This window comes from [Acidovorax] ebreus TPSY (assembly GCF_000022305.1).
Classification (GTDB): Bacteria; Pseudomonadota; Gammaproteobacteria; order Burkholderiales; family Burkholderiaceae_C; genus Diaphorobacter; species Diaphorobacter nitroreducens.
Map to the genome: position 1 here is coordinate 418825 of NC_011992.1, position 15439 is coordinate 434263.

Below are 15439 nucleotides of genomic sequence, written 5' to 3' on the forward strand. Positions count from 1 at the left end.
CATGCCCGGTTTGCTGCCCGACGTCGATCCCGATGGCCTGCTCGAATTCTCGGTGGTCTATACCGACCGTGCGCTCAACCACATGTCGCGCCGCTTCGTGGGCGTGATGCAGGACATCCTGGCGACGCTCAAGGAGGTCTACCGCGCGCACACGGCGGTGCTCGTGCCCGGCAGCGGCACCTTCGGCATGGAGGCCGTGGCACGCCAGTTCGCCAACCGCGAGAAGGTGCTCATCGTGCGCAACGGCTGGTTCAGCTACCGCTGGAGCCAGATCTTCGACGCCGGCGGGCTGGGCGGTGGTGCCGTGGTCTGCCAGGCGCGCCGCCAGGGCGACGGTCCACAGGCGCCCTGGGTGCCCTGCCCGGCGAGTGAGGTGGCCGCCGCCATCCGCGCCGAGCGGCCGAAGGTGGTGTTCGCCCCGCATGTGGAGACGGCCAGTGGCATCCTGCTGCCCGACGATTACCTGCGCACCGTGAGCGACGCCGCGCACGAGGTGGGCGCGCTGTTCGTGCTGGACTGTGTGGCCTCCGGTGCCATGTGGGTGGACATGGAAAAGACCGGTGTGGACGTGCTGATCTCCGCGCCGCAAAAGGGCTGGAGCGGCTCGCCCTGCTGCGCCATGGTGATGCTGTCGGCCCGCGCGCGCGAGGCGATCGAGCAGACGCAGAGCTCCAGCTTCTCGTGCGACCTCAAGAAGTGGATGCAGATCGCTGAGGGCTACGAAAAGGGCCAGCACGCCTACCACACCACCATGCCCACCGATGCGCTGGTGCGCCTGCGCGACGTGATGCTGGAAACGCGCGACTACGGCTTTGCCAAGGTGCGCGACGAGCAGATCGCACTCGGCGCCAAGGTGCGCGCGCTGCTGCAGGCGCGGGGCTTTCCCAGCGTGGCGGCTGCGGGCTACGAGGCACCGGGCGTGGTGGTGAGCTACACCACCGACCCCGGCATCCAGAGCGGCAAGAAGTTCGCCGAGGCGGGGCTGCAGACCGCCTCGGGCGTGCCGCTGCAATGCGGCGAGGGTGCGGACTTCCAGACCTTCCGCCTGGGCCTGTTCGGCCTGGAGAAGTGGCACAACGTGGACCGCACGGTGGGCCACCTGGCCGCGGCGCTGGACCAGGTCGCGCCGGCGCGCTGACTGGCCGGCGGCGCAAAAGCGTCCATCTCCTACAACCGCGGGGTGGCGTGGGCCGCGGTGCGCGGCTATGCTTTCCCGCATGCATGCGTCCCCCCTGGAGCCTGGTGCGCAGGCCGCGGCTTCGGCCGAGCCGGCCGCGCTTGCGGGCCGCGCCTCCCAGCTGTCCCGGGCCAAGCGCCAGGCCACCGGCCTGCTGCTGGCAGTGGTCGTCGTCTTTGCGCTGACCTATTTCTTTCCACCCAGTCTGGGCGTGGCCTGCGTGCGCGCCGTGGCGGAGGCTGCCATGGTGGGCGCCCTGGCCGACTGGTTTGCGGTGTCGGCGCTGTTTCGGCGCATCCCGCTGCCGCTGGTGCAGCGCCACACCGACATCATTGCGCGCAACAAGGACCGCATCGGCGGCAACCTGGCGGTGTTCGTGCGCGACAAATTCCTGGACGCGCCTTCGCTCGTGACCATGATCCGCCGCCACGATCCGGCCAACATGCTGGCGCAGTGGCTCACGGCACCGGCCAACGCGCGCCTGCTGGGCAGGCAGGTGGCCAGGCTGGCGCTGACCGCGCTGGACACGGTGGAGGACGCGAAGATCCAGGCCTTCCTGAGCCAGGCCGCGCGCACGCTGGTGGGCAAGATCGACCTGTCGCGCTCCATGGCGTCGGCGCTGGGCGCGCTCACCTACCAGGGCCGGCACCAGGCGCTGCTGGACGACCTGCTGGAGCGCCTGGGCGGCATGGTGCGATCCGAGGACACGCGCGCCTTCGTGGCCGACACGCTGCTGCAGTGGATCAAGCGTGAGCATCCGCTCAAGCAGAAGGTGCTGCCCACCGACTGGCTCTCGGGCAAGGGCGCCTCGGCCATCACGCACGCCGTGGACACCCTGCTCAAGGCGGTGGCCGAGGACCCGCAGCACGAGCTGCGCGAGGCGTTGGACGGCGCCGTGCAGCGCCTCATCGCCCGCCTGCAGACCGACCCCGATTGGGCGCGCCGCGGCGACGAGGTGCGCGGCTACCTGCAGAACGACGAGGTGCTGGGCCGCTATGTGCGCGATCTGTGGAGCGACCTGCGCCAGAAGCTGCGCGACGATCTGATGAACGAAGACTCGGCATTGTCCGCGCGCGTGGCCGACATGGGGCAGTGGCTGGGGCTGTCGCTCGCGGGTGATGCGGCGCTGCGGGTGCGCCTGAACGTGCGCCTGGAACTGTGGGCCGCCACCTTTGCGCCCGATGTGGCGCAGTCGGTGGCCGAACACATCCGCGCTACGGTGCAGCGCTGGGACGCGCAGGAGATGGCGCGGCTGGTGGAACTGCACATCGGCAGCGACCTGCAGTACATCCGCATCAACGGCACCGTGGTGGGCGGCTGCATCGGGCTGCTGCTGTTCGCCGTCTCGCACGCGGGCGCGTTGTGGGCGGCGGTGGTCGGGTCGTGAGTGCTATCTAATTAGTAGCTGCTAGCGCTTACTGGATAAGCGCTAAGACCCGATTTTGCTTAGAACCGAAAATCCAGCGTTTGCGGCGCCCGGCCCACTTGCACGGTGCGGCTGTGGTTCTGGCCGGCGCCCTGTACCTCCACACGGTAGCTGCCCGCAGGCAGTTGCAGCAGGCACACGGGGCCGCCGGCGCGCAGTTGCATCGCGTCGCCCCCGCCTTGCGGGGTGATGCGCACGTCGACGTTGGCCTCGTAGGCGCCATCGGCACGCGCGAACAGCAGCGACAGGGGGTAGTCCTTCATGGCTGCGCGCATGGCGGTGGATTCGTCCGTGCCGATGCCGCCGCACTGGTAGTGCAGCGCGCCGGCCGTCTGCACGGGCGGCAGCACGGCCGGGCGGGGCGCGCTGTCGGCCTGCGCCTGCACGGCGCTGGCGCCGCTGGCCAGCAGGGCACACAGACCCAGTGGCGCGAGACGGCGCGGAAGTCGAAACGGGAACGGGGACAACACGGGCATGGCGCACCTCCTTGTCAGGGGTAAAAGCGCCATGCTGGCACCTGGTTGCGCGCCGCGCTGTCAGCCCAGGGCGCGAGCGCGCGTGGTGGCCGTCAGAAGCGCGGCAGGTTGGCGTGGCTCATCTTGCCGTTGCGCACCAGCATCTTGCCGTACTCGGCGCAGCGGTTCAGCGTCGGGATCACCTTGCCGGGGTTGAGCAGGCCCTGCGGGTCGAACGCCTCCTTGAGCGCGAACATCTGCGCGTTCTCCTCCACGGTGAACTGCGCGCACATGGAGTTGAGCTTTTCCACCCCCACGCCGTGCTCACCCGTCACGGTGCCGCCCATGGCCACGCTGGTTTCCAGAATGTCGGCGCCGAACAGCTCGCAGCGGTGCAGCTGGTCGGGGTCGTTGGCATCGAACAGGATCAGCGGGTGCAGGTTGCCGTCACCCGCGTGGAATACGTTGCAGCAGCGCAGCTGGTATTTCTTCTCCATCTCCTGGATGGCGAGCAGGATGTCCGCCAGGCGCTTCCTCGGGATGGTGGAGTCCATGCACATGTAGTCGGGACTGATGCGGCCGCTGGCGGGGAAGGCGTTCTTGCGCCCGCTCCAAAAGCGCATGCGCTCTTCCTCGCTGGTGCTGACCGAGATGGCCGTGGCGCCCGAGCCGCGCAGCACCTCGCTCATGCGCGCGATCTCTTCCTCCACCTCCTCGGGCGTGCCGTCGGACTCGCACAGCAGGATGGCCTCGGCCGTCAGGTCGTAGCCAGCCTTGACGAAGTCCTCCACGGCGGCGGTCATGGGCTTGTCCATCATCTCCAGGCCGGCCGGGATGATGCCGGCGGCGATCACCGCGGCCACGGCGTCGCCGGCTTTGCGCACGTCGTCAAAGCTGGCCATGATGCAGCGCGCCAACTGCGGCTTGGGCACCAGCTTGACGGTGACCTCCAGCGCCACGGCCAGCATGCCCTCGCTGCCGATCACGGCGGCCAGCAGGTCGTAGCCGGGCGCGTCCAGCGCCTCGCTGCCGAAGGTGATGGGCTCGCCCTCCATGGTGTAGCCGCGCACGCGCAGCACGTTGTGCACCGTCAGGCCGTACTTCAGGCAGTGCACGCCGCCGGAGTTCTCGGCCACGTTGCCGCCGATGGTGCAGGCGATCTGGCTGCTGGGGTCAGGGGCGTAATACAGGTTGTAGGGCGCGGCGGCCTCGCTGATGGCCAGGTTGCGCACGCCGCACTGCACGCGCGCCGTGCGGGCGACCGGGTCCAGGTCCAGGATGCGGTTGAACTTGGCCAGCGACAGCGTCACGCCCATGGCATGCGGCATGGCGCCGCCCGACAGGCCCGTGCCCGCGCCGCGCGCCACCACGGGCACGCCCAGGCGGTGGCAGGTCTTCAGCACGGCCTGCACTTCGCCTTCCGTTTCGGGCAGGCACACGACCAGCGGGCGCTGGCGGTAGGCCGTGAGGCCGTCGCATTCGTAAGGCGTGGTGTCCTCGGGCTGCCAGAGCAGCGCATGCTGTGGCACGCAGGCCGACAGGGCCTGCACGACCTCGGCCTGTCGCTGGGCGCGTTCGGTGGATGTGGGGCTGGGCATGGCGTGACTGTAGGCCATGGCGTGCGCGCGCGGCGTGAGTTTTCTTGCAGGCGGGCGTGAGCCGTGTTGCGCCAATTGCTGCGTTATTAATAGCTACTGGCGCTTGATGGATAAGCGCTAGAGCCTGATTTGGCTTATAGAAATTGGCTTGCGCACGGCCGCGCCGCTTGCGGGGTTACCCCAGCGTGCGGCGCAGCCAGTCCGCGAAGGCCGCGCATTCCCAGCGGTCCATGGTGCCGGTGCGCCAGCACAGGTAGTGCGCGTAGGGGCTGGGGGCGTCGGTGTCGAACAGGCGTACCAGTGTGCCCTGGTCCAGCCAGGGCGCGGCGAGCTTGAGCCGTACCGGGGCCACGCCCATGCCCGCCGCGGCGGCGTCGCACATCAGGCCCACGTCGTTGAATTGCGAGCCTTCGTTGGGCTCGGCCCAGGCCAGGCCCACGGCCGCGAACCAGCTGCGCCAGGGCTCCAGCGGGCTGCGCAGCAGGGGCAGGCCTTCCAGGTCCTCGGGGCGCTCGAAGGGGCCGTGCTCGCGCACGAAGCCGGGCGAGGCCAGGGGCGTGAGCACGTCGCGTGCGATCTCCACATGCTCCATGTCGGCGTAGTGGCCGGGGCCGTAGCGCACGACGAGGTCCGCGTCCTCCGCCACCACGTCCAGCAGCGGGATGGAGACCTGCAGGGCCAGGTCGATCTCGGGGTAGGTTTCGGTGAACTGGCGCAGCCGCGGGATGAGCAAGGCGCGCGCGAAGGTGGGGGTGACCGCGATCTTCAGCCGGCGCTTGCCCGGCGCCACTGCCGTGCCTGGGAAGCGCTGCAGCGCGGTGAGCCCCTCGCGCACATGGGCCAGATAGGCGCTGCCGTCGGTGGTTAGGGAAAAATCGGCCCGCCCGAACAGCCGCGTGCCCAGGATCTGCTCCAGCTGCTTGACGCGGTGGCTTACGGCGCTGGGGGTGACGCACAGCTCATCGGCCGTCTGCGTCACGCTGCGCAGGCGCGCCAGCGCCTCGAAGGTCAGCAGGCACTGAATGGGCGGGATGCGCCGCAGGCTGGCGGCGTCCAGGGCCGCCTTGGCCGCGATGGAAAGGGATTGCGTGGCCATGGCGGCGTGTGGGGCAGGGCGGGTTCAGCGGAAGACGACGGTCTTGTGGCCGTTGAGCAGCACGCGGTGCTCGCTGTGCCACTTCACGGCGCGCGCCAACACCTGGCTTTCGGTGTCCCGACCGCGGGCGGTGAGATCTTCCACGGTATCCGTGTGATCTGCTCTTGTAACATCTTGTTCGATAATCGGCCCCTCGTCGAGGTCGGCCGTCACGTAGTGGGCGGTAGCGCCAATCAGCTTCACCCCGCGGTCATGCGCCTGGTAATAGGGCTTGGCGCCCTTGAAGCTGGGCAGGAAGCTGTGGTGGATGTTGATCGCGCGGCCCGACAGCTTGGCGCACAGGTCGTTGGACAGCACTTGCATGTAGCGCGCCAGCACCACCAGTTCGGCCCCCTCGGCCTGGATGATCTCGTACTGCTTGGCCTCGGCTTGCGCCTTGGTGGCGGCGGTGACGGGGATGTGGTGGAAAGGGATGTTGTAGCTGGCCGCGAGTTGGTAGAAGTCGCGGTGGTTGCTGATGATGGCGCGGATGTCGATGGGCAGCAGACCGCTCTTGTAGCGAAACAGCAGGTCGTTGAGGCAGTGGCCTTCCTTGCTGACCATCAGCACGGTCTTCATGGCCGCGCTGGTGGCATGCAGGCTCCAGCGCATGCTGTGCTCTTCGGCAAAGGTGGCCAGTTCGGCCTTGAGCGTGGCTTCGTCGGTGGACTCGCATGCGAATTGCACGCGCATGAAGAAAAGGCCGGTGCCCTGGTCGTTGTACTGAGCGGCTTCCTCGATGTTGCCGCCGTGGTCCAGCAGGAAGCCGGAGACGGCGTGCACCAGCCCGAGCCGGTCGGGGCAGGACAGTGTCAGGATGTAGGAATGGGTCATATGCTGCGATTGTCGCAGCACGCGAGGCCCCTTCAGGAGTGTGGATTGCTGAGTAAAGGCGCGGGCCGCAGGCCCTCGTGGAGGCCCCTGCAGGGCCGCTGGATGTTGGCGCTGGCCGTTGGTGCCATGGGTGCGGCCTGGGCCTGGGCGGGTGCGGCCGCCTTGCAGTATCTGCCCCTGGAGCCGCAGGCGCTGCAGACCCTGCTGCAGTACAAGAGCGGGCTGGACGCCGTGCTGGCGGGCGCACTGCTGGGCTGGCTCCTGCTGCGCTGGCGCCGGGGCGGGAGCCGGCGCACCCTGGCGCGCCGGGTGGAGCAGGTGCTGCGCCACGCGCCCGCCGGCATGGCGCGGCTGAGCATGGACGGCCGCCTGGTATGGGCCAACGAACGCCTGCGTGAATGGCTGGGCGTGGCGCCGCACGAGCCGCTACCCCAGGTCGACTTTCGCACGCTGGTGCGCCCGCACGACAGCGATTGGGCGCAGCGGCAACTGCAGCGGCTGCGCGCCGGCGAGATCGACCATTACCAGGGCGAGCGCTGGTGCCGCAACCAGCGCGATGGATCGCAGCTGCCCGTGCTGTGCACCGTGAGCCATGTGCTGGCCCTGGAGAGTGAGCCCGACCACCTGGTGTGCGTACTGCAGTCCCTGCGCGAAGTGCATGCCGCGCGCGACGCGCAGGCGCTCAGCGAGCAGCGCTGGCGCCTGGCGGCCACGGTGGTGGACAACACCATCGAAGGCGTGGTGGTCACCGATGCCGACGGCCGCATCCTCTCGGTCAACCCGGCCGTCACGCGGCTCATGGGCTATACCGAGGAAGAGTTGCTGGGCCAGAACCCGCGTGTGTTCAAGTCGGGGCGGCACGGACCGGCGTTCTACGAGGCCATGTGGGACACCATGCGCCAGACGGGCCACTGGCAGGGGGAGATCTGGAACCGGCGCAAGAACGGCGAGGTGTTCCCGGAGCGCATGTCGCTCTCGGCCGTGCGCGGCGCGGACGGCGCGGTGACGCACTACGTGTGCATGTTCACCGACATCTCCGAGGAAAAGGCCCAGCACCAGCGCCTGGAGTTTCTGGCGCACTGCGACCCGCTGACCGGCCTGCCCAATCGCGCCTGGTTCGGCGAGCAGCTCGACAGCGCCGTGCGCCAGGCCCAGGACAGCGGCGAGCAGATGGCCCTGCTGCTCCTGAACCTGGACCGCTTCAAGGACGTGAACGACAGCTACGGCCACGCCGTGGGCGACGAGGTGCTCAGGCACATCACCCGCCAGGTGGAGCAGAGTCTGCGCCCGGGCGATCTGCTGGGGCGGCTGGCCGGCGACGAGATCGCCGTGCTGGCCCGCCACCTGCGCCATGCGGACGGCGCGGCAGCCGTGGCGCGGCACCTGATCGCCGCGGCCAGCACGCCCTGGTGCACGCCCGATGGCATCCAGGTGGTGGTGGGCGTGAGCGTGGGCATCTGCATGTTCCCCGCGCATGCGCGGACCACCGAGGCGCTGCTGCAGGGCGCGCATTCCTCGGTGTACGGCGCCAAGGCCCGCGGGCGCGGCGCGTATTGCTTCTTTGACGAATCGCTCATTCAGGCCGCGCGCGAGCGCCTGGAGATCGAGGCGCGGCTGCGCGTGGCCCTGGCGCAGGGGCACCTGCGGCTGTACTACCAACCGCAGGTATGCATCGTCACCGGCCGGATCATGGGGGCCGAGGCGCTGGTGCGCTGGCTGGACCCGCAGGAGGGCATGATCTCGCCCGCCCGCTTCATCCCCGTGGCCGAGACCTCGGGCGTGATCGGCCCGCTGGGCCAGTGGGTGATGCGCGCCGCCTGCGAGCAGGGCCAGCGCTGGCGCGCCGACGGCCTGCCGGAGATCCGCCTGGCCATCAATCTCTCGCCGCGCCAGTTCCAGTTGACCGACGTGGCCGCCTGCGCCGCCGAGGCGCTCAAGGCCAGCGGCTTCCCGGCCCGCTGCCTGGAGCTGGAACTGACCGAGTCGGTGCTGGCCGAGCGGCCCGACGAGATCCGCGCCGTGCTGCAACGCCTGCAGCAGCTGGGCGTGCGCATGGCGGTGGACGACTTCGGCACCGGCTATTCGTCCCTGGCGCACCTCAAGCGCTTTCCCATCGACGTGCTCAAGATCGACCAAGGCTTCATCCGCGATATTCCCCGCAGCGCCGACGACATGGCCATCAGCGCCGCCATCGTTGCCATGGGGCACAGCCTGGGGCTGTCGGTGCTGGCCGAGGGGGTGGAGACGCCGCAGCAGCTGGCGTTCCTGCGCGAGCGCGGCTGCGACGCCTACCAGGGCTACCTGTGCAGCCGCCCCCTGCCGGCGGAGGAGTTCGCCCGGCTGCTGCAGGCGCACAACGGCATGGCGGGCTGAGCGAGCGCGGGCTGGGGCCAGCGTCCGCTACGGCGCGGGCGGCGGGCCGGGCCAGCGCTCGCGCAGCTCCGCGCACGGGTCGTGGGGCGTCAGCGCCGGCGTGCGGTGGATGTAATCCGCTTCATTTTCAATAGCTGCTCGCGCTTGTCCCGCTTGGGCTATTGCCACTTTTGACATGAAATCACTCGGCAGCCACGTGGGCACGCCCAGGCTGCGCTGCACGTGGCCGAAGCCCGCCACCAGCAATACCGTGCGGCCGGGGCGGTGGGCGGCCTGCACGGCGCGCGCCATGCGGGCGTCCCGCGCCAACTGGATGCGCACCATGGGCATCAGCCGCTGCGCCGGCACCAGGCCGCAGTGGCCCTCCTCGATCGCGGTGCGCTGGCGCGCCAGCGCTGCGGGAGGCAAGTGCGTGTCCAGCGCGGTGTCGCGCATGGCTTGCGGCATCTGGCTGCGCGGCAGGTTACCGCCGCGCACCGGCACGCCCGCGGCCACGGCAGCCATCACCACCGGCGCATAGCGGTCCCAGGGCCAGGCCTGTTCATCCCATTGCAGCGCGGCGCGCACCTGGGCAGCGCCCGCGTCCGGCGGCAGGCCATCGGTGCCCGCGCCTTCGGGCGCCATCTCCAACACCAGGGCCGCAAGGCGCTGGCGCACGGCGAGCCACTGGACCGTGTGCCGCTGCCACTGTTGGTGGGCGGCGGCGTCATGCTGCTCGCCCAGCAGTAGGGCGTCCACGGGCGGCCAGCGCTCCAGTTGGGAATCCCAGGCCGTTTCGGCCCCAGAGGTGGGCTGTGGCTGCTCGGGGGGTGTCGTACAGCCTGCGATCCAGACCAGTGCCAAAGCGGTGAGCAAGAGACGAACCAGCGGCGAGAAAATCATGGGCCAATGGTAGGGCGTGGTTGCCTTGCAACCGGGCGTAAATGCGACTTGCATGCCGATCATGCGGGTGCGTAATTGCGCGGGGCCGCTTCCCAGGCGGCTGGCGTGCTACAGGAAACGGAGAGCGCGGCGGACTACAGGGGCGCCTTTGTGTGGTGCCCCCCGCAGGGTCTTGACGCAGGTTCGCGGCGCGGGCTCCCGAGCAGTGTAAAAATCTAGGATCGCCGCCGCGGCTGCCCGCGGCGTGCCCGTCAGAATCCCTTTCGGAGCCCCTCCATGCAGCGTGAAATCACCGACCTTGCCCCCGCCCTGTCTACACAACCCATCAGCATGGATGTGCTGAAGGAGAAATACTTCAAAGACGGCGAGAGCGATGTCGAGGATCTGTTCCGCCGCGTGGCGCGGGCGTTGGCCTCGGTCGAGCGCGAGGACATGCGCCAGGCCCTGGAGGCGCGCTTCCTGGACAACCTGCGTGCCGGCGCCATCGGGGCGGGGCGCATCATGAGCGCCGCCGGCACCGACATCCAGGCCACCCTCATCAACTGCTTCGTGCAGCCCGTAGGCGACTGCATCCAGGGCGTGGACGACGCGGGCTACCCCGGCATCTACGAGGCCCTGCGCGAGGCCGCCGAGACCATGCGCCGCGGCGGCGGCGTGGGCTACGACTTCTCGCGCATCCGCCCGCGCGGCGCGCTGGTGAAGGGCACGGCCTCCATGGCCTCGGGCCCCTGCAGTTACATCAACGTCTTCGACCAGTCCTGCTCCACGGTGGAGAGTGCGGGCGCGCGCCGCGGCGCGCAGATGGGCGTGCTGCGCATCGACCACCCGGACGTGCTGGACTTCATCACCGCCAAGCGTACGCCGGGCCGCTGGAACAATTTCAATGTGTCCGTGGGCGTGCCCGATGCCTTCATGGAGGCGGTGGAGCAGGACCGTGATTGGGAGCTGGTGCATGGCGCCGCGCCCGGTGCGGAGCTGCAGGCCCAGGGCGCACACCAGCGTGCCGACGGCCAGTGGGTGTACCGCACGGTGCGCGCGCGCGAATTGTGGGACACGATCATGAAGTCGGCTTACGACTTCGCTGAGCCCGGCATCCTGTTCCTGGACCAGATCAACACCGACAACAACCTGCACTACACCGAGACCATCCAGGCGACCAACCCGTGTGGCGAGCAGCCGCTGCCGCCCTACGGCTGCTGCGACCTGGGCCCGATCATCCTCACACGCTTCGTGCGCAACCCGTTCGGGCTGCATGGCGAGGCGTCGTTCGACTTCGATGCCTTCGAGCAGGCCGTGGCCACCCAGGTACGCGCGCTGGACAACGTGCTGGACGTGACCTTCTGGCCCCTGCCGCAGCAGCAGGCCGAGTCGGCGGCCAAGCGCCGCATCGGCGTGGGCTTCACGGGCATGGGTAACACGCTGGCCATGCTGTGCAAGCGCTACGACCGCCGGGAAGGGCGCGACATGGCGGTACAGATCGCCGAGCGCATGCGCAACGCGGCCTACCGCGCGTCGGTGGAACTGGCCAAGGAAAAGGGCGCATTCCCCAAGTTCGACGCCGATGGCTACCTGGCCAAGGGCACCTTCGCCAGCCGCCTGCCCGCGGACATCCAGAAGGCCATCCGCAAGCACGGCATCCGCAACAGCCATCTGCTGTCCATCGCGCCCACGGGCACGGTGAGTCTGGCTTTCGCCGACAACGCCTCCAACGGCATCGAGCCGCCGTTCTCCTGGAGCTACACGCGCCGCAAGCGCGAGGCCGACGGCAGCAAGAGCGAGTACGTGGTGGAGGACTACGCCTGGCGTCTGTACAAGACGCTGGGCGGCGACGTGAACCATCTGCCTGCGTATTTCGTGAGCGCCATGGACATGGCGGCCGCCGACCACGTGGCCATGATGGAGGCCGTGCAGCCCTTCGTGGACACGGCGATCTCCAAGACCGTGAACGTGCCCGAGGACTACCCCTACGCCGATTTCAAGGGCCTGTACATGCAGGCCTGGCACTCGGGCCTGAAGGGCCTGGCCACCTACCGGCCCAACAGCATCCTGGGCGCTGTGCTGGAAGTCACGCCCGCCGCAGCGCCAGCCCCCGCCGCCGCACCCGAGGCTGTGCCCGCCCCGGTGGTGGTGGACCCCATGCGCACCATGATCGAGAGCCGTCCCACGGGCGGCCTGTCGGCCGTGGCGGAGAAGCTGGAGTACTGGACGCAGGAAGGCCACAAGACGCTGTACCTGATCGTCTCCTTCCTGCCCGTGCCTGACGGGCGCGGCGGCACGGTGGACCGCGCCATCGAGTTCTTCATGCCCGTGGGGCAGAGCGGCGAATCGCAGCAGTGGATCACCTCCAGCATGCGCCTGCTGTCGCTGGCCGCGCGCGGCGGCTTCCTGGAGCGCGCGTTGTCCGACATGCGCAAGGTCGCCTGGGACCGTGGCCCCGTGCGCCTGGGCACGCACCAGAAGGCCGACGGCACCCACGTGCCGCTGTGGCACGACTCCGAGGTGGCCGCCATCGCGTATGCCGTGCAGAACATCCTGGCCCAGCGTGCCATGCCGCAGCAGCAGGTGCTGCCGCTGGACGAGCCCGCCGCAGCGCCCGCGACCGGCATGCCTCCGGCCATGGCCGGCAAGAAGTGCAATGAGTGCGGTGCCCACGCCGTGATCCGCAAGGACGGCTGCGACTACTGCACCCAGTGCGGCGCCCTGGGCAGCTGCGGCTGAGCAGACCGGAATGCCCTGGCAACGCCAGGGCGTTTACTATCAGTATGATAGCTATCCGCGCTTGATGGGAGCGCGCGAAATCATGTTTTCGCTTGTATGCCGCGGCCGTAGGCTTGAGCAAACTTGACTTCCATCAAGACATTTCAAAGGCGTGTGCCTACACTGCCGCCATGCGCAACAAGTCCACGCTGTCCACCAAGCTGCTGGCCATGGGCACGGTGTTCCTGCTGGTGGCGCTGGCATCCATCGGCTTCACGCTGTGGGTGACCTGGAAGTTGGAGGGGGGCGCCGCTGCGGTGAACGAGGCGGGCCGCCTGCGCATGAACATGCTGCGCATGGTGCTGGCCCAGCAGAACGAGTCGCCCCAGGAATTCGCGCGGCTGGAAACGCGCTTCAACGAAGGGCTGGAGTTGCTGCGCACGGGTGACCCCGCCCGGCCGCTGTTCGTGCCCTGGAGCGATGACACGCGCGAGCGCTACGAACACATCCGGCGGCAGTGGCTGCTCATCGAAAACGACTGGAAAGCCGCCGCGCACTATGAAAGCACCGCCGCGGCCGTGGCGCGCGCCGATGCCTTCGTGCTGGACCTGGACAGCTTTGTCGAGGCCATCGAGATCCAGATCGTGCGCCTCACGGCGGTGCTGCATCTGTTCCACCTGTTCATGGTGGCGTTGGCCATCGGCTCGGCTGTGGCCTTCATGGCGCTGAGCTACCTGCTCGTACTCAACCCCGTCACGCGGCTGCAACAGGCCCTGGCGCGGTTGCGCAAGGGCGACCTGGGCACGCGCCTGGAGGTGGAAGCCGACGACGAGTTCGGCCAGCTGACGGCGGGTTTCAACCTCATGGCCCATGCGCTGCAGACCTCGCATGAGGACCTGGAGCGCAAGGTACGCGAAAAGACCGCCACCATCGAAGTGCGCAACCAGCGCCTGGCGGCGTTGTATGCGGTGAGCGCCCTTGCGGCGGAGGCGGGAAGCCTGGAAGAGTTGACCCAGGGTTTCGTGCAGCAGATCCGCCGCGTGGCGGGGTGCGACGCGGCGGCTGTGCGCTGGTCGGACGAAGCCAACGAGCGCTACGTGCTGCTGGCCTCCGACGGGCTGCCCCAGTCGCTGGTGGAACATGAGCACTGTGTGGTCACCGGCGCCTGCGAATGCGGACAGGCGCAGGGCCAGGCGCGCATGCGTGTGATTCCGATCATGCCTGCCGGGGGCCTGCAGTTGCCGCATTGCCGCGAGGCCGGCTTCGAGACGGTGGTGAGTATCCCGGTGCAGATGCACCAGCGCCTGTTGGGTGAGGTCACGCTGCTGTATCGCAGTCCGCTGGAGCTGTCGGCGGAGATGCGCGAGCTACTGTCCACCATGGCGCACCACTTGGCCACTTCCATGGAAAGCCTGCGCGCCTCGGCGCTGGAGCGCGAGGCAGCGGTGGCGCAGGAGCGTAGCCTCATTGCGCGCGAATTGCACGACTCCATCGCGCAGTCGCTGGCCTTTCTCAAGATCCAAACCCAGCTGCTGCGCGACGCGGTGGCGAAGGGCAACACCGAGGCGCGTGACCGCAGCATGGCGGAGCTGGATACCGGTGTGCGCGAATGCTATGCCGACGTGCGTGAGCTGCTGGTGCACTTTCGCACGCGCACGCAGGACGAGGACATCGAAGCGGCGCTGCGCGCCACGCTCTCGAAGTTCGAACACCAGACCGGCGCGGCCACGGCGCTGAGCATGGCGGGGCACGGCCTGCCGCTGGCGCAGGACGTGCAGATCCAGGTGCTGCACATCCTGCAGGAGGCCTTGTCCAACGTGCGCAAGCACGCCGATGCACGCCGCGTGGAGCTGCGGGTGCAGCGTCACCCCCGCTGGCGCTTCGAGGTGCAGGACGATGGCCGCGGGTTCGACCCGGACAGCGTGCCACCCGATTCGCTGCATGTGGGCCTGGGCATCATGCGTGAACGCGCGCAGCGCATTGGTGCGCATCTGGAGCTGGTTTCGCGCCCCGGCGGCGGTGGCACCTGCGTAATCCTGGAGCTGCCACCAACCACCCGCGAGGAGCCTGCGTTGCCCCTCTCCCTTGTTTCTTCCGCCGCCGCATGAATGCTCCCACCACGCTTTTCCTGATCGATGACCACACCTTGCTGCGCCGCGGACTGGTGGCGCTGCTGTCCCAGCAGCCGGACCTGCGCGTGGTGGGCGAGGCCGGGGACGCCGCGGAGGCATTGCGTCTGCTGCCTGCGCTGCGCCCCGACGTGATCCTGCTGGACAACCACCTGCCCGGTGTGCGCGGCGTGGACGCCATCGCCGGCCTGCGCGAGGCGTCGCAGGGCAGCCGCGTGTTGATGCTCACGGTGAGCGAAGATGGGCAGGATCTGGCGGCCGCCTTGCGCAACGGCGCGCAGGGGTATTTGCTCAAGACCATTGACGGTGACCTGCTTGCGCAGGCGATACGGCGGGCTGCACGCGGCGAGCCGGTGGTCAGCCCCGAAATGATGGGCAAGCTGGTGGCGGCGTTCCAGTCCCAGGGGGCGCCCACGCCCGAGCCCTTGCCCGAAGAGGAAGAGCCCGCGTCGGTGCTGTCGCCGCGCGAAGAAGACGTGTTGCGCGAGATTGCGCGCGGTCTCAGCAACAAGGAGATCGCACGTGCGCTCGACATTGCCGAGACCACCGTGAAGATCCATGTGCAGCACATTCTGCGCAAGCTGGGACTGTCCTCGCGCGTGCAGGCGGCGGTCTACGCCTCGGACCGCCACCGCCTCACGGAATAACCCCAGAGCCCGGCATAGTTCTTAGGGAGTAGGGCGGCATAGGCCGCCCTCGTCCTTTTGCACCGCCCGCGGTGTCCCAGCGAAGG

General features: G+C 69.0%; 11 protein-coding genes. 6 read left to right on the plus strand and 5 right to left on the minus strand.

The window, feature by feature from the left end; all coding sequences use genetic code 11:
* Position 1: 1 nt before the first annotated feature.
* Positions 2-1138 carry an aminotransferase class V-fold PLP-dependent enzyme gene (locus DTPSY_RS02045; RefSeq protein ID WP_012655458.1) on the plus strand — a complete coding sequence of 379 codons (1137 nt, stop codon included), beginning with the start codon at positions 2-4 and terminating at the stop codon, positions 1136-1138.
* A gap of 79 nt (positions 1139-1217) precedes the next feature.
* On the plus strand, positions 1218-2564 hold the full coding sequence (locus tag DTPSY_RS02050) for a DUF445 domain-containing protein (RefSeq protein WP_187148593.1): 1347 nt from the start codon (positions 1218-1220) through the stop codon (positions 2562-2564).
* Positions 2565-2623: 59 nt separating this feature from the next.
* Here the strand turns inward: DTPSY_RS02050 and DTPSY_RS02055 are convergent, their stop codons facing one another.
* The 4 genes from DTPSY_RS02055 to purU all read right to left on the minus strand — a co-directional run bounded on the left by DTPSY_RS02055 (position 2624) and on the right by purU (position 6625).
* Entirely contained in the window at positions 2624-3079 is a 456-nt protein-coding gene (locus tag DTPSY_RS02055) for a hypothetical protein (protein ID WP_012655460.1), read from the minus strand.
* Between the two features lie 92 nt (positions 3080-3171).
* On the minus strand, positions 3172-4656 hold the full coding sequence (locus DTPSY_RS02060; protein WP_187148595.1) for an FAD-linked oxidase C-terminal domain-containing protein: 1485 nt from the start codon (positions 4654-4656) through the stop codon (positions 3172-3174).
* A 175-nt stretch (positions 4657-4831) separates the two neighbouring features.
* Positions 4832-5752, minus strand: coding sequence for a LysR substrate-binding domain-containing protein (locus tag DTPSY_RS02065; RefSeq protein ID WP_012655462.1), 921 nt, complete (start codon positions 5750-5752; stop codon positions 4832-4834).
* A 24-nt stretch (positions 5753-5776) separates the two neighbouring features.
* Complete coding sequence (gene purU, locus DTPSY_RS02070; protein ID WP_012655463.1) at positions 5777-6625, minus strand: formyltetrahydrofolate deformylase; 849 nt, start codon at positions 6623-6625, stop codon at positions 5777-5779.
* Between purU and DTPSY_RS02075 the strand changes: the two genes are divergently transcribed.
* Positions 6626-8998 (plus strand): putative bifunctional diguanylate cyclase/phosphodiesterase, encoded by a 2373-nt coding sequence (locus tag DTPSY_RS02075; protein ID WP_012655464.1) that lies wholly within the window; start codon positions 6626-6628, stop codon positions 8996-8998.
* Between the two features lie 27 nt (positions 8999-9025).
* Here the strand turns inward: DTPSY_RS02075 and DTPSY_RS02080 are convergent, their stop codons facing one another.
* Positions 9026-9880, minus strand: a complete 855-nt coding sequence (locus DTPSY_RS02080; protein WP_041838936.1) for a ChaN family lipoprotein — start codon at positions 9878-9880, stop codon at positions 9026-9028.
* 276 nt (positions 9881-10156) lie between these two features.
* Between DTPSY_RS02080 and DTPSY_RS02085 the strand changes: the two genes are divergently transcribed.
* From DTPSY_RS02085 to DTPSY_RS02095, 3 genes are all read left to right on the plus strand, one after another.
* Positions 10157-12598, plus strand: a complete 2442-nt coding sequence (locus DTPSY_RS02085; protein WP_012655466.1) for an adenosylcobalamin-dependent ribonucleoside-diphosphate reductase — start codon at positions 10157-10159, stop codon at positions 12596-12598.
* Positions 12599-12768: 170 nt separating this feature from the next.
* Positions 12769-14685 (plus strand): type IV pili methyl-accepting chemotaxis transducer N-terminal domain-containing protein, encoded by a 1917-nt coding sequence (locus DTPSY_RS02090; protein ID WP_012655467.1) that lies wholly within the window; start codon positions 12769-12771, stop codon positions 14683-14685.
* Positions 14682-15353, plus strand: a complete 672-nt coding sequence (locus DTPSY_RS02095; protein WP_011803893.1) for a response regulator — start codon at positions 14682-14684, stop codon at positions 15351-15353. The genes DTPSY_RS02090 and DTPSY_RS02095 overlap by 4 nt, the downstream gene beginning before the upstream one ends.
* Positions 15354-15439 lie beyond the last annotated feature (86 nt).